Below are 24,276 nucleotides of genomic sequence, written 5' to 3' on the forward strand. Positions count from 1 at the left end.
ACTAGGGCGTGTATTGAGTCGTGATCAACGGGTGGTCCGGGTGAGGTCTTTGATCCAGATCATCGAGGCGCGCAGGTGAAGGCCGGCGAGGTAGCTGTCCGGGGTCTTGTCATACCGAGTGGCGACGCCTCGCCAGGCCTTGAGCTTGTTGATCAGACGCGCGACAGTGTTCCGCTCCTTGTACAGGTCGGCGTCGAGGCTGACGGGCCGACCACCCCGGGCGCCCTTCTTCTTCCGGTTGGCGGTCTGGTCCTTCTTCTCCGGGATGACGGCCTTGATGTGGCGTTTGCGCAGGTGGGCCTGGTTACCGCGGGACGAGTAGGCCTTATCCCCGGCGACGGCGCCCGGCCGGGTGTGGGGGCGGCCGACGGGTCCGCGGACCCGTATCTTCTTGAGCACGGGGATGAACTGCGGGCTGTCCGCGGCCTGGCCCGCGGTCAGGACGAACACCAGCGGGCGGCATTTCCGGTCGGCGGCGAGGTGGACCTTGCTGGTCTGCCCGCCCCACGAGCGTCCGAGGAGCGCGGCCTTCAGGCGGAGTTTCCGCCGCCGTCGGACGCGTCGCCGCTCTTCACGCTCGGGTCCGGTCCCGGCATCCTGCCCATTTTATCCTTCGGAGTCGCCCCCTTTTGCCTGGCCTTCTCCTCCTCGGCGGCATTCTCCATTGCGGTGATGACGTCCTGGCCCAGATGTATCCCGGCAGCATCATGGTGAGCGCGTGCGGTGGTGGAGTCGACGCTGACCAGGGACAGGTCCACCTCACCCCGCTTCGCGGCCTCTGCGATCAGTCCGTCCAGCAGGGCTTCGAAGACGCCTGCGTCACGCCACTGCCGGAAGCGGTTGTGGACGGTCGACCAGGCGCCGAACTCGGCCGGCATCTCCCGCCACTGCCCGCCCGTCTTGAACCGCCAGATCACGCCCTCGAACTGCTGTCGTAGCCGCTCGGGGTACAGGCCATACGCACCGATCGGCAGGTACGGATCGACGAACTCCCATTCGCTGTCGGTCAGTTGCACTCGCGTCACGCAAGAAGATCTAGCATCCCCGCGTGAGCCACCGCCCACGGAGAACGCACCCCCGGGGTCTTGAACGGCCCTCGGAGCGAGGTGGGGCGCCGGCCGCCAGGAATAGGAACGGCGAGCCAGGGCCCGGGGTGCGGACCGTGGTCCGCATGAGACCGTCTGCGGGCTTCAGCCTGCCGACGTGCGTGCCTTGTCCCTGGTGCGGATGTGCTGGCTGAGAAAGAGAGCGGCGCGGTCCAGTGCCTCGTCGGCTTCGTCCAGGACGCCGGTGAACGCCTGGAAGACATGTGGAACGTCAGCGGTGATGTCCAGGATGACGTCCACTCCGGCGTCCCTCGCGCGCGTGGCCATGCGTGTGGAGTCGTCCAGGAGCATTTCGTTGGTGCCCGCCTGCAGAAGCATCGGGGGGAAGCCGGTCAGGTCGGCGAGGGTGGCGGGGCTGAGCATGGGCTGGTGGGGGTCCTGTCCCGCGCGATACATGGCTCCGGTGTGTTCCAGGCCCTCACGCGTGAAGAACGGATCGATGCTCGCCTTGGTGTCTATGCTCTCGCCTGTCCGGGTCCCGTCGAGTCCGGGGGAGAACGCCACGATCGCGGCGGGCATGGGCAGGCCCGCGTCACGGGCGGCGAGGCAGGTGGTGACAGTGAGGCCGCCACCGGCGGAGTCGCCGGCGAACACGGTCGCCGAAGGGTCTTCGCCGCTGTCGAGAAGTGCGCGGTAGGCGCTCAGCCCGTCCTCGATCGCGGCCGGGAACGGGTGCTCAGGGGCAAGCCGGTAATCCAGCGAGAACGCCCTGAACCCGGTTCTGGTCACCAGGTTCCCCGTCAGCGACATCGCCGTCTCCGGTGAACCGACCACGTAAGAGCCGCCGTGAAAGTAGAGGATCGTCCCTGCCTTCGGAGTGCCGGCCGGCTCGACGAGCACCGCGGGCCGATCGCCGAGCGTCGCAGTCCGGGTGCGGATCCCAGCCGGGACGATCATTTCCCCCATCATCGCCCTGAACCCGGCGCGGAGCTCCTCCACCGACCGAGGGTTCTCCGACTGAGGCCGTCGGACCATCGCGTCGATCTCCGCGCGCTGTTGCCTGCTCATTGTCGCCTCCATCACAAGTGCATGCCAAAGAACTATATGCCTTGGCATATAGACTAGAATATATGCCATGGCATCTAAGTCAAGCCGTGGCCCGATCGACCTCCCGGGCTTCTTCGCCGATCTCGTCCGCTGCGAGACACGCCTCTACAACGCGCTGAACGACCGCCTTCGCGAGCGGCACGGGATCGTCACCTCGCAGTTCGAGTTCCTGCGCTTCCTGCGCGACTACCCCGGGTCCCGGGTGGCGGACCTCGCCACCGAATTCGCCATCGGGATCGGCGCGACCAGCAAGGGCATCGACCGCCTGGAGAAGCAGGCATGGGTCATACGGCGAACCAATCCATCGGATCGCCGCTCATCACTGCTGGACCTGACCGCCGGAGGCCTGCAACTCGTCGAGGCGGCGGAGGCGACCTTCACCAAAACACTGGCCGAGCTGACCGCAGACGTCCTCGGTGGTCCCTCAGGACTGGCCGCCGTACAGATCCTCTCGGAGCTGCGCTCCGTGCTCGAACGCGACCAGCTCGGCCTGCCCACAGGCTGACCGGCATGCGCATCCAGTGCGACTGCCCGTTCGCTGCGTGATCAGCGTTTGTTACGAGGGTGAATCCCGCAGATTGATCACGACTCGATACGCACCCTAGTAGCGCAACGTTACTGGTTTCAAAACGAAACTAGATTGCGGAGGGCCTCGAATCGAGGTCGTCCGGCGCCGCGGGAGCCGCTCCCTTCCCGCCCCTCCGCTGATGTCGGGTCGCGCCAGGAGATGGTGCTCGCGCCGGTGAGGCGGCGGTCGTCAGGTCGGTCATGGCCATGTGGGTCATGGCTTCGGAGCTGACCGGCAGCGTCTCGTATTTGCGGGCCAGGCGTCGGTGGAGCATCAGCCAGCCGTATTTCCGCTCGGCCGTCCACCGCTTCGGTATCGGGGTGAATCCCCTGGCCCCAGGAGTACGGGTGATTTCCATGTCGATGCCGAGGGCGGCGGCATGCTCGACCAAGTGCTGGCGGTAGCCGCCGTAGACCCATGCTGCTCAGAACGGTGCCGGACGGCTGGCGTTGTCGGTCAACCGGGATCAGCCGTGCAGTGGAGCGTCAACGGGTCCGTACGCCGACCTTGGAGTCAGCGACGGCGCCAGCACCAGTGCCTGGTCGGGCCACACGAGCTGGAACCAACTGCCGGTCACCTTTGCCACCGGCAGCAGCCGAGCCGTCACCGACTACGTCCACGGCTCGTACGGCCGAAGTACTGTCTACGCCGACGTCTCGTCCTCAGCTGAGCATCGACGCCCCCACCACGCGTGCGGCGCGCACCCCGACGGGGGTAGCGCCGCACGACGGCGTTCCCCGGCAGCTCCGGGCATGCCTCACCCCTAGGAGTTGTCGTCAAAGTGTCACGCCCACATCAGCAGCGAGGCGAGGGTTACGGCTGCCTGGTACGACTCGGCGGTTTTGTCGTAGCGGGTGGGTGCGCCACGAGGCGCCATGGAATCGAGTGAGGTGAGAGACCTTCACCGCCGGGTTGTCGCAGCAATCCGGCTGAAGCTGGGGGCAGTTCGGCTCGGGGGATGCCGAGCCGGGCGGTAAGCAGCCCCGACAACGTCGGGACGGGATGGCACTGCCAGACAGCCCGGGTCCGGCTAGCGAGACGGGAAGGTGCACGCGAGAAATCAGTGCTTGACGCCCCGTAATTACGACACCGGCTCGAACCTGGCGGATGCGGGCCGGACGCAGTGCACGATCGCTGACAGTTGGCGATCGACTCCGAAGCCGGATCTACCTACCGGTGGGGAGGCCACGCCGAAAGCCTGCGGCGTAAGCGTGGCGATGCTGCCGGGGTAGAGCTGGGCACCTCACCCGTCGATCGATTCCGTGGTGAACGTGGGAACTGCTCGCGGTCGTCCCAGGCTGGACATCCAGTCCGGTGGAGGGCAGGCCCATCGCCGGCTGATGGCCGTCGGGCAGGACGGAGGCTCCGTAGTACTCCGAGGCCGGGAGAGCCGGCCGCATGGGGAAGGGGGCCAGCAAGTCAGCAGTAAGGACACTGGAATGCCAGGAGGTTGTCGCCGGTGAATACTGACGAGCTGGAATGGGCCTTGATGAAGGCCGAACGCCGGGTACTGGAGATCCAGACCAAGCTGCACCGTTGGGCTGCTGATGATCCTCATCGCAGGTTCGACGATCTGTTCAACTTCGTGGCCGATCCCGCCTTCCTGTTGGTGGCGTGGGACCGTGTCCGGGGAAACAAGGGTGCCCGCACGGCCGGAGTGGACGGGAAGACCGCACGCTCCATCGAAGCCGGGCAGGGAGTCGAGATGTGGCAGGCTACGGAATCAGATTAGAGACCGCAGCTTCCGACCGGTTCCCGTCCGTGAGCGGATGATTCCAAAGGCGAACGGCAAGCTTCGTCGTCTTGGGATTCCGACCGTGGAGGACCGGGTGGTCCAGGCGTCCTTGAAACTGGTGCTGGAGCCGGTGTTCGAAGCGGAGTTCCTCCCGTATTCCTATGGGTTCCGCCCGAACCGCCGGGCTCATGACGCGATCGCCGAGACTCGCTATCTCGCCAGCCACGGATATGAGTGGGTGGTGGAGGGCGACATCACGGCGTGCTTCGATGAGATCTCGCACCCGGCTCTTATGGAACGGGTGAGGAATCGAATCGGGGACAAGCGGGTGCTGTCCTTGGTGAAGGCGTTCTTGAAGTCTGGGATCCTGTCCCGGGACGGAGCCTTCACGGACACACGCACTGGAACCCCGCAGGGCGGGATCCTGTCGCCGCTGCTGGCCAACATCGCGCTCTCGGTCCTGGACGAGTACATCGCCCAGGCCCCCGGAGGACCAGATAGCACCTCCGAGGATCGGCGCAGGAGACGGCGCCGGGGATTGCCCAACTACCGGCTGGTCCGGTATGCGGATGACTTCCTCGTGGTTGTCTTCGGGCGCCGTGAGCACGCCGAGGAATTACGTGACGAGGTCGCGGAGGCGTTGAAGTCGATGAGCCTTCGCCTGTCGGTGGAGAAGACAAAGATCACGCACATTGACGAGGGCCTTGATTTCCTCGGATGGCGCATCCAGCGTCACCGGAAACTGGGCACTGACCGGCAGTACATCTACACCTATCCGGCGCGGAAATCAGTGCGTTCCGCGATGGGTAAGGTGAAGGAACTGACCGGACGGCAGAACGTCGGATTGTCGCTGGAGTCCTTGCTCCACCGACTGAACTTGGTGTTGCGAGGATGGTGCGCGTACTTCCGTCCCGGAGTGTCGAACGTCGCTTTCTGCTACCTCAGCCACTACACGTGGATGAGGGTGACACGATGGATCCGGGGCAAGCATCCCGGGATCACTTGGAAGCAACTCCGTCGACGCTATTACGGCGGTGGCTGGTGGCCTGCCACGGAGGAAGCGGAACTGTTCAACCCGGCAAAGGTAAGCACGACCAGATACCGATACCGGGGAACACTCATCCCGACCCCGTGGCCCACTACGGCATGAGGAACCGAACACCCCGAAACGGGATTTGTGGAGAGCCCGGTGCCCGGAGACGGGCACGCCGGGTTCGGGAGGCGGCTCGGGGAAACCCGCTGGTGGAAACACCAGCAGGGCGCCCCGAGTCGACCTCACCGATGCCGCGCCATTGCTTCAAGCGGTTAAGACGCCGTTTCTTTTGGCGTCCTGAGGCGTTGAGTGTGTGTGGAGAGGCTTGTCGAACATCTGGCTCCGGATGAGTTGTGGGAGCTGTTCCGGCGGGTGGTACCGCCGACGGTCGTGCAACGGCCGCAGGGTGGTGGCCGCCGACGTGTCGGCGACCGGGACGTGCTGGCGGCGATCGTCTTCGTTGCTACCTCCGGCTGTACCTGGCGCCAGCTCCCACCGGTCTTCGCCGCCCGCTGGCAGACGGTCTACCGCAGGTTTGCGTAGTGGAGCAGGGATAGGGTGTGGGCCCGGTTGTACCGGGTCGTCCTGGATGAGCTCGGCGCCCACGGCGAGCTGGACTGGTCTCGGTGCGCCATCGACTCAGTGAGCATCCGCGCCCTCAAGGGGGGCCACTGACGGGACCGAATCCGACCGACCGCGGCAAGAACGGATCGAAGATTCATCTGATCTGCGATCGCAGCGGCCTGCCGGTCTCGGTCGCCGTGTCCAGCGCCAACGTGCACGACAACCAGGCTTTGGAGCCCTTGGTCTTGGGTATCCCGCCCATCAGGTCCCGACGCGGACCTCGCCGCCGACGGCCCAGCAAGCTCCATGGGGACAAGGGCTACGACTACGACCACCTGCGAAAATGGCTACGGGCATGTGGTATCATCCCGCGAATCGCGCGCCGCGGAGTCGAGAGTCCGGCTCGCCTCGGCCGTCACCGCTGGGTGGTCGAGCGAACGATGTCATGGCTGTCGGGGTGCCGTCGGCTGCATCGACGCTACGAGCGGAAGGCCGAGCACTTCATGGGCTTCACGGCGATCGCAGTGATGCTCATCTGCCTGCGACGTCTGGGTGTCAGCGCCGGCCGGTAGCGTCTGCCCGGTGACCGATGACGTTGTTGTCTGGAACCGGCTCGCTGCCTTGCTCCCCGAAGCCGAGGCCCAGGAGATGAAGGACTGCTGGGACATCGGTGAGCAGGAAGCGGGGCTTGGCCTGCTTGTCTCCGGGCTCATCGCCCACCAGCTCCCGATCAGTGAGACGGTCACGGCGCAGATATCCGTGCTCGCGGAGGTCTGGGGCGAGGGGGAGTCGCTCACGCCCCAGATCCTTCAATGCCGTGGGGACGACGCGTGGACCCAGCTGAAGCTGATCGAGCACGCCGGCGACATCAACATCGAGTCGTCGGGCAGGGCCGACCGGGACGCGGCCAACGGGTGCCGGAGCCCCCTTTTCGGGTCCCGGCCGCGTGCTGGTGGGCCCGGACGATAGTGGAGTCGACCGATACCAGCCAATCGACCTCACCGGCCGCATCCGCCCGCGCCTGGGCTTCCCGCAGCATCCGGTCGAAGGTGCCGTCCCTGGCCCATCGGCGGAAGCGAGTGTGCGGCGTGGCCCAGGATCCGTACCGCTCCGGCATTGTCCCGCCAGGCCGTGCCCGTCCGAAACTTCCAGACGATCCCATTGAGGACCGTCCGGTCATCCAACCGCTTCCGTCCTCGCTCCGACCGAGGCAACAGAGGACGGACGGACTCCCACTCGGCATCGGACAGTTCATGGCGACGTATCACCCGACCATGATCCACCACGCAAGATCATTTGAAGACACCGCCGCGAGGGGTCAGCTGACCGGCAGCGCGCTGTTCTCCCGCCGGGAGACTGTGCCGAGCAATGTACGTGCGACGTCTTCCAGTGATCCGAGCAGCGGGTTCGGGTCGTCGGCGCGCGTGACGAGCACAACCTCGCAGGGGTCGGTGTCGATGACGGGTACCAGGGCGATGTCCTCGCGCACAGCGGCGCGTCGATCACTGGCAGGGAAGATCGCGACACAGTGGCCGGTGGCGACGAGCTCCAGCTTGTCCTCGTAGCTGTCGTCGATCGCGGGCTGAGGTGGCGCCGGGCGGTCGCCGACCGGCTTGGGCGTGCTCCAGACAACCGGAGTGCTGACGCAAGCCACCAGTTCCTCATCCGACAGAGCCCGCAGGCTGACTGCTTCCTCGTTCGCCAGAGGATGACTCGCCGATGTGACGAGCACCCGCGGTTCCTCATGGAGCGTGGTCACCCGGAAGCCGTCCGTGGGGAAGGGCAGGGGTTTGTACGCGACGAGGGCGTCGACCCGCCCCTCGGCAAGAGCGCGCGTGTCCCGCCAGTCGAGGTGCCGGGTGCGGACCTGGCCTTCAGGGTGCCGGCGGCGCAGTTCCTGCATACAGGCGGTGATGACCAGGCCTTCGGCGCAGCCGACGGTGACGGTACGAGGCTGCACGGCGGCTCTGGCCGTGCGAGCGGCTTGCTCGGCCTCCTGGAGCAGTATCCGGGCCCGGGGAAGGAATGCCCGACCGGCGTCGGTGAGGCTGCTGCCCTGCGGCGAACGGTCGAAAAGCCGGACACCGAGCTGAGCCTCCAATCGCTGGATCTGGCGGCTCAGCGACGGCTGCGCCAGGTGCAGCCTGGTGGCGGCCCGGCCGAAGTTGCCGTACTCCGCCACGACCGTGAAATAGCGCACGAGCCGCAGATCGACGTCCATCCGTCAAGCGTACGTCGCGCGCTGTCATGCGCCTGGCACATGACGGCATACGGAACAGGTCTTGGACAAGGTGTGCTGGTGGCTATTTGGCTTGAGGGCATGACCACTTATGACGGCAAGAAGATCGTGATCACGGGCGGAAGCAGCGGTATCGGCCTGGCTACCGCCCGGTTGTTCGCGGACGGTGGGGCGCACGTACTGATCACCGGCCGCACCCGATCCACCCTGGACGCCGCGCTGGAGCAGCTGGGGGACAAGGCGGTCGGCGTCCGCAGCGACGCCGCGTCCCTGAAGGACATCAAGGCGCTGGCCGACACGGTTCAGGAGCGGTTCGGCGCAGTGGACGCGCTGTTCGTCAACGCCGGCGTCACCGCGTCCGCGCCGTTCGACTCGACGACGGAGGAGATGTACGACGCGCTGTTCGACATCAACACCAAGGGCCCATACTTCACGGTGCAGGCGTTGGCGCCGCTGTTGCGCGAGGGAAGCGGCGTGGTCCTCACCACGTCGGTGGTGAACGTCCTGGGCCTCGACGCGCTCAGTGTCTACTCGGCGAGCAAGGCAGCCCTGCGGTCGATGACGCGCACCCTGGCCCGTGAGCTGCTGCCGCGCAAGGTGCGTGTCAATGCCGTGAGCCCCGGCCCGACCGACACGGGCGTCCTGGACCGCTCCGTCCCCGCCGATGTCGCCGAGACGATAAAGGACACCTACCGGAGCACCAACCCGATGCAGCGGCTGGGGACGTCCGAGGAAGTGGCCGCCGCGGTGGCGTACTTGGCGTTCGGCGCGTCCTTCTCGACGGGAACGGAGTTCCCTGTCGACGGAGGGGCGTCGCAGCTCTAGGCCGTGTCCGCAAAGTCGCGTCGTCGCCCGAAGGGCAGACGGGACTTTGAAGACAGGCGCTAGCTGACCCCGGCGGCGGTACCGGCGGCTGTGTGCCGTTGCAGCACGAGGAAGACGACGAGCAAAGGGGCGGTTCCCAGGACGACCGTGGGCAGGAGCTGGGAGGTGCTGTAGGCGTGGGTGCCGATCGTGGAGTACGCGTCCAGCTTCATCGTCTGCTTGCTGTCGGAGGTCAGCAGGACCAAGGGAATGATCAGGTCGTTCCAGATGGCCAGGGTGAGGGTGATGACGAGGGTCGCGGTGGCCGGGCGCAGGACGGGCAGGATGACGTGCCAGTACATCTAGCGGCGTGAGAGCGCTGACCGGTACGCGCAGGCAGCACACGGATTCGGAGATGTCGGTCAGTCCGGTTGCTTCTCCATATGGTCCAGGACGCGCTGCGAGATCTGGGCGAGCGTGCTGAGCTCTTCTGGGGTCAAGGCATCGATGAAGAGTCGGCGAACGTGTTCGACATGGAGGGGAGCGGCGGCTTCGATCGCCGCGTAACCGGCCGGGGTGGCGATGATGAACGCTCCGCGTCCGTCGTCGAGGCATTCCTCCTTGGCCACCAGGCCGCGCTTGGTCATCCGTGTGACCTGGTGGGACATCCGGCTCTTCTCCCACTCCACCAGATTGGCCAGTTCCAGGAAGCGCAACCGTCCGCCGGCTTCGGTGAGCTTGACGAGCACGATGTAGTCGGCGGCGGACATCTTGGAGTCGGTCTGCACCCGGCGGGACAGTCGGCCGATCAGCTTCTCCTGCATGCGGATGAAACTGTCCCAGGCAGTCTTCTGCTCGGGGTCGAGCCAGCGCGGTGTCTCCTGCATGGACACAGTCTAACGAAATTGTTGACAACTCACCTATTCGCTTCGCTCGGAAGCCGAGGCGCTGTTGACATGGCTGAAGAAGAGTGGGGCGGCGTCGATCGCGAGGTCCAGGACGGCGGTGCGGGTCGTCGGCATGTCGGCCGTGAGGTCGATGGGCGCCGCAGGAGGGGCTGATCGCCACGTCCGGTGTGGTTGACCGCCACGTACACCTCTCCTCGCCTGAGGTGGCGCCCGCCGCTGTGTCTGCCCGCGTGACCAGGCTCGTCGGGATGGGGTCGGCGGCGTGTGGGGGATCGGCTGCAATCCGGCGTACAACCTGCGCACCCTGATGAGCTCCTGGCGTGGCATAGCGCTCAACATCGCCTTCCTCGCCCGCGGTTCGTCCAGTTCCCGCGCTCCTGGACGAGTCCGTGCCGGCGGGGGCAGGCGGCGTCAAGATCCACGAGGATCTCGAGGTTACCCCGCGCATCATCGACACCTGTCTGGAGTCGGCCGAGCAAGCCGACCTGCCCGTCGCCCTGCACACCGACTTGATGAATGAGCTACGTCGAGAGCGACTTCGAGATCTCCCGCTCCATGGACATGAGCCGGATGGCGGAGACCGTGTGCAGGGACCTGGCAGCTCGCGCATGTCCAGGCTCTCGCGAACGGCGGCGGGGGAGTCGAACAGCCCTTCAGTAAAGGGGCGTTGCGCCAACTCGCCAAGATCATCCTGAACCCGGTCATCGCCCACGGACTGGTCCACGAGGTGGGCACCGTCCAGCCCGGCTGGCTCGCGGACCTGGTGCTGTGGCATCCGGCCTGGACCCGCTCGCGACCCTGGTCAGGGGAACCGATCAAAGGCACACTCGGCCGCCGCTCGAATTCATCGGTGTACCTGTTTGTCGAGGGGGTTGGTGACGTAAGGCACCGACGTCATGCCTTCAGCGCCACGCCCCCGTACATGGCGACGTCTGAGTCCTTGACGTCTCCCTCGGTGCCGGGGAGGGGCTGCCACTGGTGCACGAGGGTCACTCCCGGCTCGACCAGTTGCAGGCCGTCGAAGAAGGGCTGGACTTCGGCCCTGGTGCGGTTTCGGGCAGGCATGCCACGTTTGGTGTACTCGGCGACCACGCTGCCGATCGGCTTCGGGCTGGAATCGATGGTGACTGTGGACATCGCCAGGAAGCTGCCGGGCGCCAACAGTTGCAGGTATTGCTTGACCAGGTCGTATGCCTTCTGGTCGTCGAGGACGAACTGCAGTACCGCGATGATCGACAGGGCGACCGGTCGGTCGAGGTCGAGGGTGTCGGTCAACTCCGGTGCGCGCAGGATCGCCTCCGGGTCGTGCATGTCGGCGTGGATGTAGGCGATGCGGCCGGCAGGGGTGCCGGTGAGCCGGGCGCCGGCGTGCGCGAGGACGATGGGATCGTTGTCGACGTAGACGACTCGGGCGTCCGGGATGATCCCCTGAGCAATCTCATGAAGGTTCGGAGAGGTGGGGATTCCGGTGCCGATGTCCAGGAACTGGTCGATTCCCTGCTCGGCCAGATAGCGCACGGCCCTGTGCATGAACTTGCGGTTTTCACGCATGGATATCTGCAGGCCGGGCCAGGAGGCGAGCATCTGCTCCGCCGCTGCACGGTCCGGGGGATAGTTGTCCTTTCCTCCGAGTATGTAGTCGTACACCCGCGCCGAGTGCGGAACGCTCGTATCGATCTGAGGGGGTTCATATCCCAGAGGGCGATTAGTCCAGGTCGTGTCGTCGGGCACTCGCGTACTCCTCTTGATTACCTGCGCCAAAACGTTGCGTATGGTGCGGACGAAGTCGCTCCAGGGCGCTTCGCCAACGATCTTGTGCCGAGTGTCGAGCGCGGTCAGGAGGCCAGCAGGCTGGCCTGCCCCGCCTCCCAGCCCTGAGTGAAGACATCGAGTTCGACCTGTGTGAAGATCAGCGCCGGCCCTTCCGGGTCGGTGGACTGGCGGACGGCGAAACGACCGTCGGGCAGTTTCCTGACTTCGACGCAGGCCCCGCCATTGCTTCCGCTCCACGGCATGTGCCAGCCTTCCGTCCCCAGTTCCTGAACAGCATTGTGTATGCGATTCACGGGACTACAGCTCCTTGCGAATATTACCGAGGAATTCCCCGGTACGTTGTACTGGTAGGGCTTGCGCGCACATCCGGTCCAGGGCCGCCTGATAATTCGTCACATCGTCGTACTCGTCGAGATATACCGCGCCCACGAGATTCTCGATGTACGCGATGTCCGATATCTCCTCATGGGGGAATCGGAAGATATGGAACGGTCCGTACATGCCCTCGTGTGCGCAGAGCCCGAACGGCATGATCTGGAGTTTGATGTGCGGCAGATCCGTCGCCTCGATGAGGCGGTCGATCTGCATCCGCATCACATCGGGTGGAACCATGGGGCGGCGCAGCACCGTTTCGTCCATGACCACCCACAGCTCGGGCGGTTGGGGCCTGCTGAGTAGTTTCTGACGCTCCATGCGGACGACGACTCTTCGCTCGGCTTCCTCTTTCGCACCGTGCAGGCCGGCGCGCAGGATGGTCCGTGCGTAGTCCTCGGTCTGGAGCAGTCCGGGGACGTAGTGCGGTTCGTAGACCCGGATGAGGCTCGCCTCTTCCTCCAGGCTCACGTAAGCGCTGAACCAGGTGGGCATGGCGTCCCGGTGGCGATGCCACCATCCCGGCTGGTTGGCCTCCTTCGCCAGGGCGAGGAAGGTCCTGGCCTCGTCTGCGGGGACTCCGTATGCCCCCAGCAGGGTCTGGATGTAAGGGAGCTTCCACTTGCCCTTGGCGAGTTCCATCCGCCGGATCGTCAGGGGAGTGACATCGAGCACGACCGCGGCGTCGTCGAACGACATCCCGGCGCTTGTCCGCAGGTCACGCAACCGCCTGCCCAGGACCATCAGTCGGACGGTCGAAGCGCCGGCCGTGGACTGAGCTGGAGTCACGTCCCGCCTCCTTGTGCAGCATCCATAGAGGCAGTGTGTCACCCCTTGGTGATATCAGCTCCCTGGCTATGTGCTCCGTGAAATTATCACGGAGCAACTTGCTTCGTGACCATGTCGGCGAGCATAGTGGCGTCGTGACCGTGTTCACTCAAGCGTGGCAGTCGGCCGGCGGCAGTCGCGCAGACCTGGAAGTCAGGTCTCTTCGCGAAGTGTCGCTTCGGACGTCCCATGTGCGGTGCAGACGTGTGCCGCTGCTGCACGGCCTCGGTCCGGGACGCGTCCACGCTTGTGGGGTTCAGCCCCTGGACGGGGCGCGCGCGGCACTCACCCCCCATGATGAGGAAACACGTGGCCATCACTGACATGACCTGTCGGCGAGCTCCCTCCCCCGCGGACTTGACCTTCGAGCTTGCGGCGCACGGAGCCTCCGTCGGTGAGGCTCGCCGCCGCGTCCGTGCCCACCTCGGACGTCAGGGGTGCGGAGACGACATCTGCGAGACCGCGGTCTTACTGGTCAGCGAACTGGTGACCAACGCGGTGCGGCACACACGAACTCCCCTGGTGAAGTGCTCCGTCCGGCTGGAGGCGGGCAAGGTCCTTGTCGCGGTGGAGGACCAGGGCGAGGGCGGCACCCCCATCGCACTGTTCCAGGCTGCCGCCGATGACGTGCACGGGCGAGGTCTGCACCTCGTGGCGGCACTCTCGCGGGAGTGGGGGGTGCGGGAACGGGACGGCGGTCCCGGCTGCGTGGTGTGGGCGCTCGTGTCGACCGCCGAATGAGTACGTCGAAGGCGGTGGACGGGGATCGCGAGGACCGACTGCCGAGCCGGATGTGAACGGCGGGTAGGGACGCCAGGGCGGCGGGGAGCCGTACGAAGAGCTCTGAACACGACGTCCCGAGGTGTCATGCCGCCCGACACCTCGGTGGCAGCCGCTCGCCGTGCGACGCTCGCCTTGGGCTCACCCGCTCAACCTCGCCCCTCTCGCAGCACCGCTTGACGGCCGACAGCCGGTGGTCGAACGCCAGCGCCATTCCCTTGCAGACATGCATGCCCTCCATGAACCCGGCCCCCGAAGAGTCCGGATCGCCCGGCTTCGAGGCGCGCAGTTGTCAGTGAGTGAAGGCGGCCGCGCCCCACGACGTGGCTCCGGCCATCTCGGCAGAGAACGTCAACCACCCCGGATCAGACCTTCCCGATGAGTGAGGCGGACCTCAGGCGCTGGGGGACGCTGTTCGAGGAACCCGACGCCGCGGAACTCGATGGGGATGAGGTCGGCGATCAGCCTCCGGGGTGGTTGGGTCGGCTGGAATGGGCCGCCGATCGGTGGCCGTCGCTCGCGTGACTGTCCGGCGCGCGGCGCACCGCCGTGGGCCGGCGGCGGGAGGCGAACGCCCGCCGCCCGGCCCCGGCGAGCCACTCCACGGCACCCGCCGCTGTTGGGAGCACGCGCGGCAATCGTCCGGTCGGGGCGGCGATCCCGGGCCCCGGCCTGCTTCCAGGGCGGCCGCAGACTCGGCGGCCACCGCGGTACCGGGCCCGTTCGACGCCCTCGCGCACGCGGCGGAGGCCCTCTACGCCCCCGACCGCACACCGGTCACCGACCTTCTCGCGGTCGAGGGCGTCCGGGCCCTCGCCACCGCCCTGCCCGGCCTCTCGCAACAGGACCCGGAGGCGACCGCCACCGTGCTCCACGGTGCCTGGCGGTGCGGCAGGTGCCTCGATGCCACCACCCTGCGCCGGTGTCGGCCGCTTCGGTGCGCGCCTTGCTTCAACGGGCCTGGTCCGGAGCTCCGCCGGGGGCCGTATGTGCGGCGACAGCAGGTCCAACAGGTCCAGGGACGATGCTCTGGCGGTTAGGGAACGCCGAGTTCGAACAGGGCGTACCCCGCGTATGAGCCGGAGGCGAGCGCGGCGATTCCGAGGACGGTGCACAGCACCGGCGTGCTGAGTCGGCGCATGGCGACGGCGCACGGGATGAACAGAGGGAAGGCCGGGAGAAGGTAGCGGGAGATGTTGCCGAAGATCTGCTGGCTTCCCAGGACGAGCGCGATCGTCAGGAAGGTGTGGACGACGAGGACCGCGGGCGGGCGGAGTCGGAGCAGCAGAGGCAGGACGATCAGGGCCAGCAGGACCGTGCCTACGCCGATGAGGTCTTCGTAGGGGTAGGCGAAGAGGTAGTCGAAGTGGCCCACCGGGAGGGACGTGAACACGTCGAGGGTGTGCTTGCCGTAGTCGAACGTGTGGGCCCAGGCACCTTCCTGGAGCTTGAAGTACCCGCTGTAGTCGTCCATCCGGTATCCCACCCAGCCGAGGTAGCCGAACAGGCCGAGGGGGGCGATCGCCACGGCGATCAGCGGGCGCAGAAATTCGACCCGACGCCTCTTCCCGTCCGGGCCGGGGGCGTCTCCCCAGCGGCGGACCTCCCGCCGTTGCCGGTGTACGGCCAGCAGCGCCGCGACGGCGAGCGACGCGATCAGAGCGGTGGCCGTCGGACGAGTGAGACCCGTGGCGCAGGTCAGGATGCCGGCGGTGATCCAGTGGTGGCGCATGACGGCGTAGCAGGCCCAGGCCGCGAGGGCGACGTAGAGGGACTCCGAGTAGGCCGACCACTCCATGCCGGATCCGGGCCACACGGCCCAGAGGCCGGCTGCGGCGAGCCCGGCCCGCCGTCCGCCGATCCGTGCGGTGACGGCGTGGATCGCCAGGGCGGCGACGAACGAGGCGGCGACCGAGACCAGCAGACCGGCGCCGAACAGACCCAGGCCGGTGCAGGAGGAGACCAGCCGCATCAGGGCGGGGTACAGCGGGAAGAACGCCGCGGAGTTGCCCTCGATGGTGATCAGGCCGCCCGCCCCCGGCACCGGGACGAGCGCGGGGTGGTAGCCGTGCGCGGCGATCTGCTGGTACCACCAGCCGTCCCAGGTGGCCAGGACGTCCCAGGCGTGGGCGCCGCCGCCGAAGCGGGGGTCCTTCTTGCGGAAGTCCCCGGAGGAGTCCAGCAGGTACATGAAGACGCAGAAGCCGATGAGCTTCAGCGCACCGTACAGCGCGAGCACCGGACCGTGGTGCTCGGCCGCCCGGCACAGTCGCGCCCACCGCCGGCGGGCGGCGGAGGTGAGGGAGGAGGGGGAGGGAGACGGGGCGGGGGGCGGGCCGGTGGGGTACGTCGGCTCCGTGGCGGGCGAACGGCCTTCGGCGTGGGGCCCGTTGCCCTCGCACGACGGAGCGTTCGCGAGGCTCGGCTCGTTCATCGGGGCTCGGCTCCTGTTCCGTTGCCGCGGGGGGCGGTGGTGAACACCCAGGCCCTCAGGAGCAGGAAGCGCAGCAGTGTCGCGACCAGGTTGGCGATGACGAGCACCACGACTTCCATGGGCCGCGCGGGCCCCGGCGCCCAGCGGTGCAGCGCGGCGAGCGAGCCGCTGGTGAGCGCCAGACCGAGGCCGAAGACCACCAGGCCCTTGGCCTGCTGCCGCAGCGCCCCGCCCCGCCCGCGCAGCCCGAACGTGAGCCGCCGGTTCGCGGCGGTGTTCGCGACGGCGCAGACCAGCAGCGCCCACGCGTTGGCGCCCTGCGGCCCCGTCACCGGGCGCAGGGCCGAGTAGAGGAGGACGTACCCGACCGTGCTGACCACGCCGACGGCGCCGAAGCGCAGCAACTGGGCGGCCAGTCGGCCCGGCGGATCACCTCCGGTGGCGCGCCGCAGCCCCGCCGTCGGGAGCGTGCCACGGGCGAGCGCCCTGCCGATCCTGACGATGCCGCGAAGGTCGGCCATGGCCGTCGGGACCAGATCGACGCGACTGTCGGGGTCGTCCACCCAGTCGACGGGTACCTCGTGGATGCGTAGCCCGGCCCGCTCGGCGATCACCAGCAGTTCGGTGTCGAAGAACCACTCCGAGTCCTCCACCAGGGGCAGCAGCCGCTCGGCGACGTCGCGCCGGACCGCTTTGAAGCCGCACTGCGCGTCGGAGAAGCCGACGGCGAGCGTGGAACGCAGCAGCACGTTGTAGCAACGGGAGATGATCTCCCGTTTGGGCCCGCGTATCACCCGGGAGCCACGGGCCAGGCGGGTGCCGATGGCTATGTCGGAGTGGCCGGAGATCAGCGGGGCGACCAGCGGGAGCAGCGCGTTGAGTTCGGTGGACAGGTCCACGTCCAGGTAGGCCAGCACCGGGGCCCGCGAGCGCGACCAGGCGACGCGCAGGGCACGGCCCCGCCCTTTCTCGGCCAGTCGTATCCACTCGGCCTCCGGCAGTTCGGCGGCCAGCCGGGCCGCGATCCGCGGGGTCTCGTCGGTGCTGGCGTTGTCGGCGACGGTGATGCGGAACGGGTACGGGAACGTCTCACGCAGGTGAGCGTGCAGCCGCCGCACGCTCGGCTCCAGATCCGTCTCCTCGTTGAACACGGGGACGACCACGTCCAGTACGGGTTCCGGGTGGTCCGCAGGCAGCGGCAGGCGGAGCGGCAGTCGGTCCATGGGCAGTCCCGTCGCGAGGTTCATCGGGGCGGACCGTGCGGTCTTGGTCATGGTTCATCCAGGTTTCTGTGCTGTCGCAGGGCATGCCAAAGGTGCTCACGGCGCAGCTGCGATCAGGGGAGTACGGCCAGGGGAGTACGGCCAGGAGTGGAGCAGGGACAAGGGGCGGTGCGGAACTTCGGTGGGGGAGCGGCCGGGACGGCCGTGCGCTCGGCGGCTACCCGGCGCCGGTCGCGCTGACGAACGACGAGGGCTCGCCTGTCGTCGTCGGCGGGGACGACGGCGTGATGCTTCCGCTCGGCGTGGCCGGGATGGTGGCCGGCGGACCGGCAGGCGCGGTCCCCGAGGGACCGGTGCCGACCGAGCTCGAACTCTCTGGCGCACTCTCTGTCGTGATCGGTGCCGTGGGCGTGGTGGGGGCCGACCCGGTAGGGCTGGTGCTGGGGGGCTGGGTCGGGGACGGCGTGGTGGTCGGGGAGGAGAAGCCGGTCGTGGGCCGCGGCACGGGGGCCTGGGGTTGGTCGCGGTCCGGCGCGTGTGGCAGCAGGACCAGGCCTACGCCGAGTCCGGCGGCCACCAGTACGGAGCCCACGGCCTTCTGCGCCGCGCGGACACGGCGGCGGACGAGCACTCCCGTCCTGAGCCGGTTCTGCTGTGCGGGCTCAAAAGGGGTGTACTCCTGGGCGTCGCGCATCATCCGCGCCAACTCCCGCTCGAAGTGATCCATGCTTCCCTTCACCCCACCGGCTCGATGACATCGGCCAGGATCTGACGCAGTCGGGCCACACCGCGTGACGCGTGGGACCGGGCGGTGCCCAGCGGGCATCCCAGAACCTCCGCGACCTGTTTCTCGGGCAGGTCCTGGTAGTAACGCAGCACCACGGCGGCCCGCTGCCGGGGCGGCAGCTGGGCGAGGGCCGCTTCCAGCCGCGTCCGCTCCACCACGGCGGCGGACTCGTCCCCGGTCTGTGCCAGGTCGGGCAGTTGCTCCACGGGCCGCTCGCCCCACCACCGCCGGCGGGCGGAACGGGCGGCCGCGCGTGCCAGGACCTTGCGCACGTACGCCTCGGGCGCCTCGTCCGCGATCTTCGGCCAGACGAACCACAGCTTGACCAGGGCTTCCTGGAGCAGATCCTCGGCACGGTGTCGGTCACCTCCGCAGAGCAGACGGGCGAGGTGGAACAACGCCGACCAACGGGCCGCAACGAACCCGTCGTAGCTCTCGGCCTGAGCCTGTTCCATCCGCACCGTCCCCGCACTTGCCAGCTTCGTACACCTGGAGAAAGACGTTGGTGAGCACCTCGCTATGCACTTCCGGCGCGTGATGCGGGTCACGTCCGGCGAGGAGGCCGCGGGGCGGGCCGCCCCGGTTTCCCGGTGATCCGGTCAACAGGGCGGGGATACCGCGCGGTTGCCCATCGCTCGGTTCGCGTGCGGAGCCGACGGGGCGGAGCGGGACGCGTAGTTGGGGCCCGGCTCTGGACCGACGGCTGTCTCACCTGCTCCACGGGGGAGTCAGAACAACCGTCTCAGCCAGGAGTCGATCGCCGCATAGTCGTGATCGGTCAGACCACGGCGGGGGTCGACCCGGTGGAGCAGGGCGTTCGCCGGGTGGTGGGCGGCGACCCAGGCCCGATCGGTGTCGGTGATCTCGTCGTCGACCCAGACGAACGGGCGTCCCGCCGCCCATTCGACAAGGGTGCGGGTCTTCCAGTGCAGTCCGTTCCGCTCGTCCTGATCATCGATGTCGGACGGTTCCGGCCAGGCCACCACAGGCAGCTGCGGCAGACCGATGCGCGGGGCGATGCACTCGTTCGCGTCAGCCATCCATGTCGTGGCCCAGACCAACTCGCAGGGGAGTGCCGCCAGCCGAGGCCCGTGCTCGGGATCGAGTCGGACCAAGAGCGGGTTCGTATCGGCGTCGAGCGGTTCGAGGCAGGTGGCATGGGCCGGATACTGCTCGGGCGCCGCGCCGAACGGGATGAGCGGTCCGTCGACATCGAGAAACAGCAGCGGACGCTGCGGAGAGCCAGTCACGCCGGCACGATAGCGGCGGATCACAACGGGGACCGGGCCTGCCGGTCGTCCGTCAGAGGGAAGCAGGCTCGGGATCAGGTGTCCCTGAGTTCTCGCACTCCGAACCGTGGATACGTTGCGTGCGCAGTCGGCAGGCGGGCCACGGTCATGCCGCGGCCCCATGGAGAACCGCACGAGAGCGGAAACGGAATGGCACTCCCGCGTATCAGAACAGCCGCACGCGTGGGCCCGTGTGCCGTCGTCGCGACCGTCTGGCCGACAAGAATGTGTGGATCACCGGCTCGGGGGCTCGGAAGACGACGATCCTGGCTCCGCGGACGCTGGTCGCCGGTGCGGACGGCGGTACCTCGATCGTCGAGATCGGCAACGGCGCGTCCACCGCGCTGTCGCAGCTCGCCGTCAGCGGACCGGGATCCGGGACGTGCAGCGACGGCGCACTCGTTTCGTGCGGGACAACGGGCTCGTAGGCGCCACATCGGGATCTACGCCGTCGGCGTACCGGACCGTATCGGGAACAACCGCATCACGCGGAGCTCCTGCTTCGGGACATCCGGGGCGCCGGTACGGCCCTTCAAGTGCTGCGGCTTCACTGCCACGGCGACCGTGCGGCCGTAGAAGGACCGGCGGCGGGTGGACCTGGTCGTGGCCCTCGGCCGGGGTCAGGGCGACGCGCGGTCGAGGGAACTTCGGCGAAGTCGGGTATCGCTGAGTTGTTCGCAGGGTGTCGGATGGCTTGTGGGGATACGCGAGGGCGTGGCGGGATAGAGGCTCTGTGTCGTTCAAGCTTCGGAGGCTGTGATGATCGTCCCGTTCGGAGTCCGTGATTTTCTGGACCGTGCCGTCACTGTGTATGCCGACCGGGTGGGTGTGGTGGACGAGCCGGACCAACCGGCTGAGGCCTGGGAGGGGCTGACGTACGGGCGGGTGGGGGAGTTGGCGCGGGCTCAGGCTGCCGGGCTGGATGCGCTGGGTGTGCCGCTGGGCGCTCGGGTGGCGGTGGTCTCGCCGAACAGCGCGCGGCTTCTGACGTCGTTCTTCGGTGTCAGCGGTCACGGGCGGGTGCTGGTGCCGGTCAACTTCCGCCTGACGGCGGACGAGGTGAGCTACATCGTCGGTCACTCGGGGGCCGATGTGCTTCTTGTCGATCCGGAGTTGACGGACCGTCTGGCCGATGTCAGCTGCAGGCACCGTTTCACGCTCGGCGCCGCCGCCGACGCCGAGCTGTACCGCTTCGGCACCGCCCCGCAGGCCTGGGAGCCGGACGAGAACGCCACCGCGACCATCAACTACACCAGTGGTACGACGGCCCGGCCCAAGGGGGTGCAGATCACCCATCGCAACATCTGGGTGAACGCGGTCACCTTCGCGCTGCACGCCGGGGTGACGGACCGGGACGTGTATCTGCACACGTTGCCGATGTTCCATGCCAACGGCTGGGGCATGCCGTTCGCGATGTCGGCCCTGGGCGTGCCACAGATCGTGCTGCGCAAGGTGGACGGGGCCGAGATCCTGCGCCGGGTGGCCGAGCACGGTGTGACGGTGATGTGCGCGGCGCCCGCGGTCGTGGGGGCGGTGCTGGCGGCCGCCGAGTCCTGGGAGGGGGAGATCCCCGGCCGTGATCGGGTGCGGATCATCGTCGCCGGCGCTCCGCCGCCGACCCAGACGGTCGCGCGGGTGGAGTCGGAGCTGGGGTGGGAGTTCATCCAGATCTACGGCCTGACCGAGACCTCGCCGCTGCTGACCGTCAACCGTGCCCGCGCCGAGTGGGACGGCCTCGGCACTGCGGAGCGGGCGGAGAAGCTGGTGCGGGCCGGTGCTCCCGCGCTGGGCGTGACGCTCAGGACGGACGCCGAGGGTGAGGTTCTCGCGCGCTCGAACGTGGTTCTGGAGGGGTATTGGGAGCAGCCGGAGGAGAGTGCGCGGGCGTTGTCCGGGGGGTGGTTCCACACGGGGGACGGGGGGTCGATCGGCGAGTACGGCCATCTGACGATCAGTGACCGCAAGAAGGACGTGATCATCACGGGCGGGGAGAACGTGTCGTCGATCGAGGTGGAGGACGTGCTCTTCAGCCATCCGGCGGTTGCCGAGGTCGCGGTGATCGGGGTGCCTGACGAGAAGTGGGGCGAGACCGTGAAGGCGCTGGTGGTTCTTGCTCCCGGCGTGCGGGTGACGCAGGACGAGCTGATCCGGTTCTGCAAGGAGCGTCTTGCCGGTTTCAAGGCGCCTACTTCGGTGGAGTTCCGGGAGGAGTTGGCGCGTACGACGACCGGCAAGCTCCAGAAGTACAAGTTGCGGGAGCCGTATTGGGAGGGCCGCGAGCGGGAAGTCGGCTGAGGTGTCCGCAGGGTGGGTGCCGATGCTGAAATGGTGAGCGTGGACTCCACCCTCCTGCCGGGCTCACCATCACGCTGGGAACCGGTCGATCGTTCCTGGAAGTGAGGAGCCCGGCCGGCAGGTTGACGTAGGTCAGGTGAGCGAGAGAAGGATTTTGCCTCGGCCTGCGCCCGTCTCCAGGAGTTGGTGTGCCTTCGCCGCCTCGGCCAGGGGCAGGGTCTGCGTCACCCCAGGTCGGATCCGCCCCGCCGCGAGCAGCCGGAGTGCTTCGCCGAGGTACTCGCCTATCCGCTCGGGAGCCCGACGAGCGAGGTCGCCGATGTTGAACCCGGCGATGCTCCGGTTGCTCTTCCACAAGTCCCACACCGAGGTCGTCCACTGCTCGTGTCGACCGAGGTCTCCGTAGGCCACCAGGCGGCCGAACGGCGCCAGTACGGTCAGGCTCTGCTCCCGGATCGGCCCGCCGACGGGATCGAGGACCAGGTCCACGCCCCGGCCACCAGTCTCCGCGGCCAACCGCTCCGCGAAGCCTTCACGCAGAAACACTCCGTCGTAGCCCAACTCGGCGGCATACGGGATCTTCTCCACCGAGCCGACCGTGCCGTACACCCGGCCGGCCCCCAGCTCCCGGGCCAACTGCGCAGCCGCAGAGCCCACACCCCCCGCCGCGGAGTGGATCAGCACGTCTTCCCCCTCCCTCAGCCGACCGGCGTCCTTGAGCACGCCAAAGGCCGTCGGATAGACGCACGGCAGCCCCGCTGCCTCGGCCAGGTCGGCCTCTCCCGCCCCGGTGCGCAGTGACCTGACGAACCGTGTGTCCGCGGTCACCACCTCGGCGTAGCCGCCGAAAGCCGGTAGGTACGCCGCAATCGGCTCGCCGACCTCAAGGCCGCTCACCCCCGCACCCAGCGCGACAACGGCCCCAGCCACCTCCAGGCCGGGAACGTCCACTCCACCAGGCCCGTCCGGGGTGCCGAACTCGCCCCGGCGGTGCTGGATTTCCGCGAAATTGACGCCCGCGAAGGCGACCCGCACCGTGACCTGGCCGGCGGCCGGCACGGGCTCGGGCACATCCAGCTCCTCCAGTACCTCGACGCCTCCGTTGACGCGGAACCCGACCGCCCGCATACGACGCTCCCCTCATCGTCACGGCCCTTCCGGTGTGGGCCGTACGCGAGCGGCAACCCAGGTGATGATCTTCGTATTCCCGCGCAGCCCGATCTGGCTCTTGCACCAGGTGTGATCGGCCGCATGGCGCCCTCGGCAGGCCGGCATCTTCTGAATGGCCTGACGCGTCACGTGATTGGCCTGACACGTCACGCCAAGTTGTCGTGCGAGGTCGGCCTGCGACACGTTCTGGTTGATGAGGCCCTGCGCCAAGTCACGCCGTTCGGCCGCGAACTGCCGGGCCAGGAAGCACGCCGGACAGGGCCTGAGGGTTGACCGGCGCGTCGTGGTTCCGACGATCGTCAGACGTGCACTGGTGCCCGCTCGTCCAAGAGACCTTCGCTTCGCAGATCGTCCCAGACCTGAGCCGGTATCTCCGCGCCGAACGCCGCCATGTTGCCGCGTACTTCGTCGGCGGTACGCATGCCGACCACGATGCCCGAGACGGCCGGGTGGCGGAGCGGAAAGGCCATGGCCAGCTCCGGGACCGTCACACCGTGTGTTTCGCAGACGTCGGCGATGCGATGCGCCCGCTCCAGCGTCCCCGGCGCGGCGGGCGCGTAGTCGAAGGTGGCACCCTCGGCAGGTCGGGCCGTGGCGAGCAGCCCGGAGTTGAAGACCGATGCCGCGAGTACCGAGACCTCCCGGTCCGTGCAGGCGGGCAGCAGTTCGTCGAGGGCGCTCTGGTCCAGAAGCGTGTAGCGGCCCGAGAGCATGACTACATCGACGTCCGACTCCTTGACCAGCGTGGTCAGTTTGCCGGGGTGGTACATGCCCGCACCGATCGCGCCCACCACTCCCTGGCCGCGCAGTTCGGCGAGCGCCGGGTAGCCCTCGCGCAACGCCTCCTCGAAATGCTGCTCCGCGTCGTGCAGGAACAGCACGTCGATACGGTCGACGCCGATCCGCTCCAGCGAGTCCTCCACGCTGCGCAGAATGCCGTCCCGCGTGAAGTCCCACACGCGACGATGTGTGGCGGGCACCATGAAGCTCTCGTCCATGCGGCCCGCCGGGTCCTGCGGGACCAGCAGCCGGCCGACCTTCGTCGACAGCGTCACCTCCTCACGCGGCTTGCCGCGCAACAGACCACCGGTACGGCGCTCGGAGTGTCCGATGCCGTAGTGCGGAGAGGTGTCGAAGTAGCGGATCCCGCTGTCCCAGGCTGCTTCAAGGGCTCCCGCGGCGGTCTCGTCGTCCAGCGGTGCGAAGAGTCCCCCGAGTGGTCCGCCACCGAAGCCCAGTTCCGTGACCCGCACCTTGCTCTTGCCAAGCCGGTTTCGCCTCATCCACCGTTCCCCTCGTGTGGCTGGTGACGCGACCATCC

General features: G+C 67.8%; 25 protein-coding genes and 3 pseudogenes. 10 read left to right on the forward strand and 18 right to left on the reverse strand.

Features of this window, described 5'->3' with window-relative positions; genetic code table 11:
* Positions 1–24: 24 nt before the first annotated feature.
* Positions 25–1,025, reverse strand: a pseudogene (locus AQJ27_RS53945) (IS5 family transposase).
* A 165-nt stretch (positions 1,026–1,190) separates the two neighbouring features.
* On the reverse strand, positions 1,191–2,114 hold the full coding sequence (locus AQJ27_RS47360) for an alpha/beta hydrolase (RefSeq protein WP_067384268.1): 924 nt from the start codon (positions 2,112–2,114) through the stop codon (positions 1,191–1,193).
* A gap of 67 nt (positions 2,115–2,181) precedes the next feature.
* Here AQJ27_RS47360 and AQJ27_RS47365 point away from each other — a divergent pair, with 67 nt between their 5' ends.
* Positions 2,182–2,658, forward strand: coding sequence for a MarR family winged helix-turn-helix transcriptional regulator (locus AQJ27_RS47365; RefSeq protein ID WP_067384271.1), 477 nt, complete (start codon positions 2,182–2,184; stop codon positions 2,656–2,658).
* Positions 2,659–2,777: 119 nt separating this feature from the next.
* Here AQJ27_RS47365 and AQJ27_RS53950 read toward each other — a convergent pair.
* Positions 2,778–3,139 (reverse strand): annotated as a pseudogene (locus AQJ27_RS53950) (hypothetical protein); the annotation flags it as partial.
* Between the two features lie 1,041 nt (positions 3,140–4,180).
* On the opposite strand from AQJ27_RS53950, the gene AQJ27_RS59730 reads away from it, so the two are divergent.
* The 4 genes and pseudogenes from AQJ27_RS59730 to AQJ27_RS47385 all read left to right on the forward strand — a co-directional run bounded on the left by AQJ27_RS59730 (position 4,181) and on the right by AQJ27_RS47385 (position 7,022).
* Positions 4,181–4,453 carry a hypothetical protein gene (locus AQJ27_RS59730; protein ID WP_235614022.1) on the forward strand — a complete coding sequence of 91 codons (273 nt, stop codon included), beginning with the start codon at positions 4,181–4,183 and terminating at the stop codon, positions 4,451–4,453.
* Positions 4,362–5,606 carry a group II intron reverse transcriptase/maturase gene (gene ltrA, locus AQJ27_RS47370; RefSeq protein ID WP_244313888.1) on the forward strand — a complete coding sequence of 415 codons (1,245 nt, stop codon included), beginning with the start codon at positions 4,362–4,364 and terminating at the stop codon, positions 5,604–5,606. Before AQJ27_RS59730 ends, ltrA begins: the two co-directional genes overlap by 92 nt.
* Positions 5,607–5,804: 198 nt before the next feature.
* Positions 5,805–6,625 (forward strand): annotated as a pseudogene (locus AQJ27_RS55275) (IS5 family transposase).
* Between the two features lie 10 nt (positions 6,626–6,635).
* The gene (locus AQJ27_RS47385) at positions 6,636–7,022 is read left to right on the forward strand and encodes a hypothetical protein (protein WP_067384273.1); all 387 of its coding nucleotides are present in this window, start codon (positions 6,636–6,638) and stop codon (positions 7,020–7,022) included.
* 29 nt (positions 7,023–7,051) lie between these two features.
* Here the strand turns inward: AQJ27_RS47385 and AQJ27_RS61090 are convergent, their stop codons facing one another.
* Together AQJ27_RS61090 and AQJ27_RS47390 are read right to left on the reverse strand one after the other, a co-directional pair.
* Positions 7,052–7,339, reverse strand: a complete 288-nt coding sequence (locus tag AQJ27_RS61090) for a transposase (RefSeq protein WP_096240591.1) — start codon at positions 7,337–7,339, stop codon at positions 7,052–7,054.
* Between the two features lie 32 nt (positions 7,340–7,371).
* Positions 7,372–8,274 (reverse strand): LysR family transcriptional regulator, encoded by a 903-nt coding sequence (locus AQJ27_RS47390; protein ID WP_067384274.1) that lies wholly within the window; start codon positions 8,272–8,274, stop codon positions 7,372–7,374.
* A 99-nt stretch (positions 8,275–8,373) separates the two neighbouring features.
* On the opposite strand from AQJ27_RS47390, the gene AQJ27_RS47395 reads away from it, so the two are divergent.
* Complete coding sequence (locus AQJ27_RS47395; protein ID WP_067384277.1) at positions 8,374–9,117, forward strand: SDR family oxidoreductase; 744 nt, start codon at positions 8,374–8,376, stop codon at positions 9,115–9,117.
* A gap of 59 nt (positions 9,118–9,176) precedes the next feature.
* Here the strand turns inward: AQJ27_RS47395 and AQJ27_RS47400 are convergent, their stop codons facing one another.
* The 5 genes from AQJ27_RS47400 to AQJ27_RS47420 all read right to left on the reverse strand — a co-directional run bounded on the left by AQJ27_RS47400 (position 9,177) and on the right by AQJ27_RS47420 (position 12,938).
* Entirely contained in the window at positions 9,177–9,458 is a 282-nt protein-coding gene (locus AQJ27_RS47400) for an ABC transporter permease family protein (protein ID WP_067384279.1), read from the reverse strand.
* Between the two features lie 60 nt (positions 9,459–9,518).
* The gene (locus tag AQJ27_RS47405; protein ID WP_067384281.1) at positions 9,519–9,983 is read right to left on the reverse strand and encodes a MarR family winged helix-turn-helix transcriptional regulator; all 465 of its coding nucleotides are present in this window, start codon (positions 9,981–9,983) and stop codon (positions 9,519–9,521) included.
* 915 nt (positions 9,984–10,898) lie between these two features.
* Positions 10,899–11,735: an SAM-dependent methyltransferase gene (locus tag AQJ27_RS47410; protein WP_235614020.1), complete on the reverse strand. Its 837-nt coding sequence runs from the start codon at positions 11,733–11,735 to the stop codon at positions 10,899–10,901.
* 104 nt (positions 11,736–11,839) lie between these two features.
* Positions 11,840–12,070, reverse strand: coding sequence for a DUF397 domain-containing protein (locus AQJ27_RS47415; RefSeq protein ID WP_067384284.1), 231 nt, complete (start codon positions 12,068–12,070; stop codon positions 11,840–11,842).
* Between the two features lie 4 nt (positions 12,071–12,074).
* Positions 12,075–12,938, reverse strand: a complete 864-nt coding sequence (locus AQJ27_RS47420) for a helix-turn-helix domain-containing protein (RefSeq protein ID WP_162489387.1) — start codon at positions 12,936–12,938, stop codon at positions 12,075–12,077.
* Between the two features lie 396 nt (positions 12,939–13,334).
* Between AQJ27_RS47420 and AQJ27_RS47430 the strand changes: the two genes are divergently transcribed.
* The gene (locus tag AQJ27_RS47430; protein WP_067384292.1) at positions 13,335–13,718 is read left to right on the forward strand and encodes an ATP-binding protein; all 384 of its coding nucleotides are present in this window, start codon (positions 13,335–13,337) and stop codon (positions 13,716–13,718) included.
* Between the two features lie 530 nt (positions 13,719–14,248).
* Positions 14,249–14,797 carry an iron-containing alcohol dehydrogenase gene (locus AQJ27_RS61215; protein WP_107120740.1) on the forward strand — a complete coding sequence of 183 codons (549 nt, stop codon included), beginning with the start codon at positions 14,249–14,251 and terminating at the stop codon, positions 14,795–14,797.
* Here the strand turns inward: AQJ27_RS61215 and AQJ27_RS47440 are convergent.
* The 5 genes from AQJ27_RS47440 to AQJ27_RS47460 all read right to left on the reverse strand — a co-directional run bounded on the left by AQJ27_RS47440 (position 14,794) and on the right by AQJ27_RS47460 (position 19,451).
* A complete protein-coding gene (locus tag AQJ27_RS47440) occupies positions 14,794–16,191 on the reverse strand; it encodes a hypothetical protein (protein ID WP_235614019.1) in 1,398 nt (465 codons plus the stop codon). The genes AQJ27_RS61215 and AQJ27_RS47440 overlap by 4 nt on opposite strands.
* Positions 16,188–17,414, reverse strand: coding sequence for a bifunctional glycosyltransferase family 2/GtrA family protein (locus AQJ27_RS47445; RefSeq protein ID WP_067384418.1), 1,227 nt, complete (start codon positions 17,412–17,414; stop codon positions 16,188–16,190). Before AQJ27_RS47445 ends, AQJ27_RS47440 begins: the two co-directional genes overlap by 4 nt.
* 217 nt (positions 17,415–17,631) lie before the next feature.
* On the reverse strand, positions 17,632–18,141 hold the full coding sequence (locus AQJ27_RS57065) for a hypothetical protein (RefSeq protein WP_067384295.1): 510 nt from the start codon (positions 18,139–18,141) through the stop codon (positions 17,632–17,634).
* An 8-nt stretch (positions 18,142–18,149) separates the two neighbouring features.
* On the reverse strand, positions 18,150–18,656 hold the full coding sequence (locus AQJ27_RS47455; RefSeq protein WP_067384298.1) for a SigE family RNA polymerase sigma factor: 507 nt from the start codon (positions 18,654–18,656) through the stop codon (positions 18,150–18,152).
* A gap of 273 nt (positions 18,657–18,929) precedes the next feature.
* Positions 18,930–19,451 (reverse strand): HAD domain-containing protein, encoded by a 522-nt coding sequence (locus tag AQJ27_RS47460; protein WP_067384421.1) that lies wholly within the window; start codon positions 19,449–19,451, stop codon positions 18,930–18,932.
* 230 nt (positions 19,452–19,681) lie between these two features.
* Here AQJ27_RS47460 and AQJ27_RS47465 point away from each other — a divergent pair, with 230 nt between their 5' ends.
* Together AQJ27_RS47465 and AQJ27_RS47470 are read left to right on the forward strand one after the other, a co-directional pair.
* On the forward strand, positions 19,682–19,918 hold the full coding sequence (locus tag AQJ27_RS47465) for a hypothetical protein (protein ID WP_159064627.1): 237 nt from the start codon (positions 19,682–19,684) through the stop codon (positions 19,916–19,918).
* A 331-nt stretch (positions 19,919–20,249) separates the two neighbouring features.
* Positions 20,250–21,785: an AMP-binding protein gene (locus AQJ27_RS47470; RefSeq protein ID WP_067384303.1), complete on the forward strand. Its 1,536-nt coding sequence runs from the start codon at positions 20,250–20,252 to the stop codon at positions 21,783–21,785.
* A 132-nt stretch (positions 21,786–21,917) separates the two neighbouring features.
* Here the strand turns inward: AQJ27_RS47470 and AQJ27_RS47475 are convergent, their stop codons facing one another.
* The 3 genes from AQJ27_RS47475 to AQJ27_RS47480 form a co-directional block, all read right to left on the reverse strand.
* Positions 21,918–22,913, reverse strand: coding sequence for a quinone oxidoreductase family protein (locus tag AQJ27_RS47475; RefSeq protein WP_067384305.1), 996 nt, complete (start codon positions 22,911–22,913; stop codon positions 21,918–21,920).
* Between the two features lie 18 nt (positions 22,914–22,931).
* Positions 22,932–23,165 (reverse strand): hypothetical protein, encoded by a 234-nt coding sequence (locus AQJ27_RS57070; RefSeq protein ID WP_159064628.1) that lies wholly within the window; start codon positions 23,163–23,165, stop codon positions 22,932–22,934.
* An 89-nt stretch (positions 23,166–23,254) separates the two neighbouring features.
* On the reverse strand, positions 23,255–24,238 hold the full coding sequence (locus AQJ27_RS47480) for an aldo/keto reductase (RefSeq protein WP_067384308.1): 984 nt from the start codon (positions 24,236–24,238) through the stop codon (positions 23,255–23,257).
* Positions 24,239–24,276: the final 38 nt, after the last annotated feature.

The organism is Streptomyces olivochromogenes (genome assembly GCF_001514115.1).
Taxonomy (GTDB): Bacteria; Actinomycetota; Actinomycetes; order Streptomycetales; family Streptomycetaceae; genus Streptomyces; species Streptomyces olivochromogenes.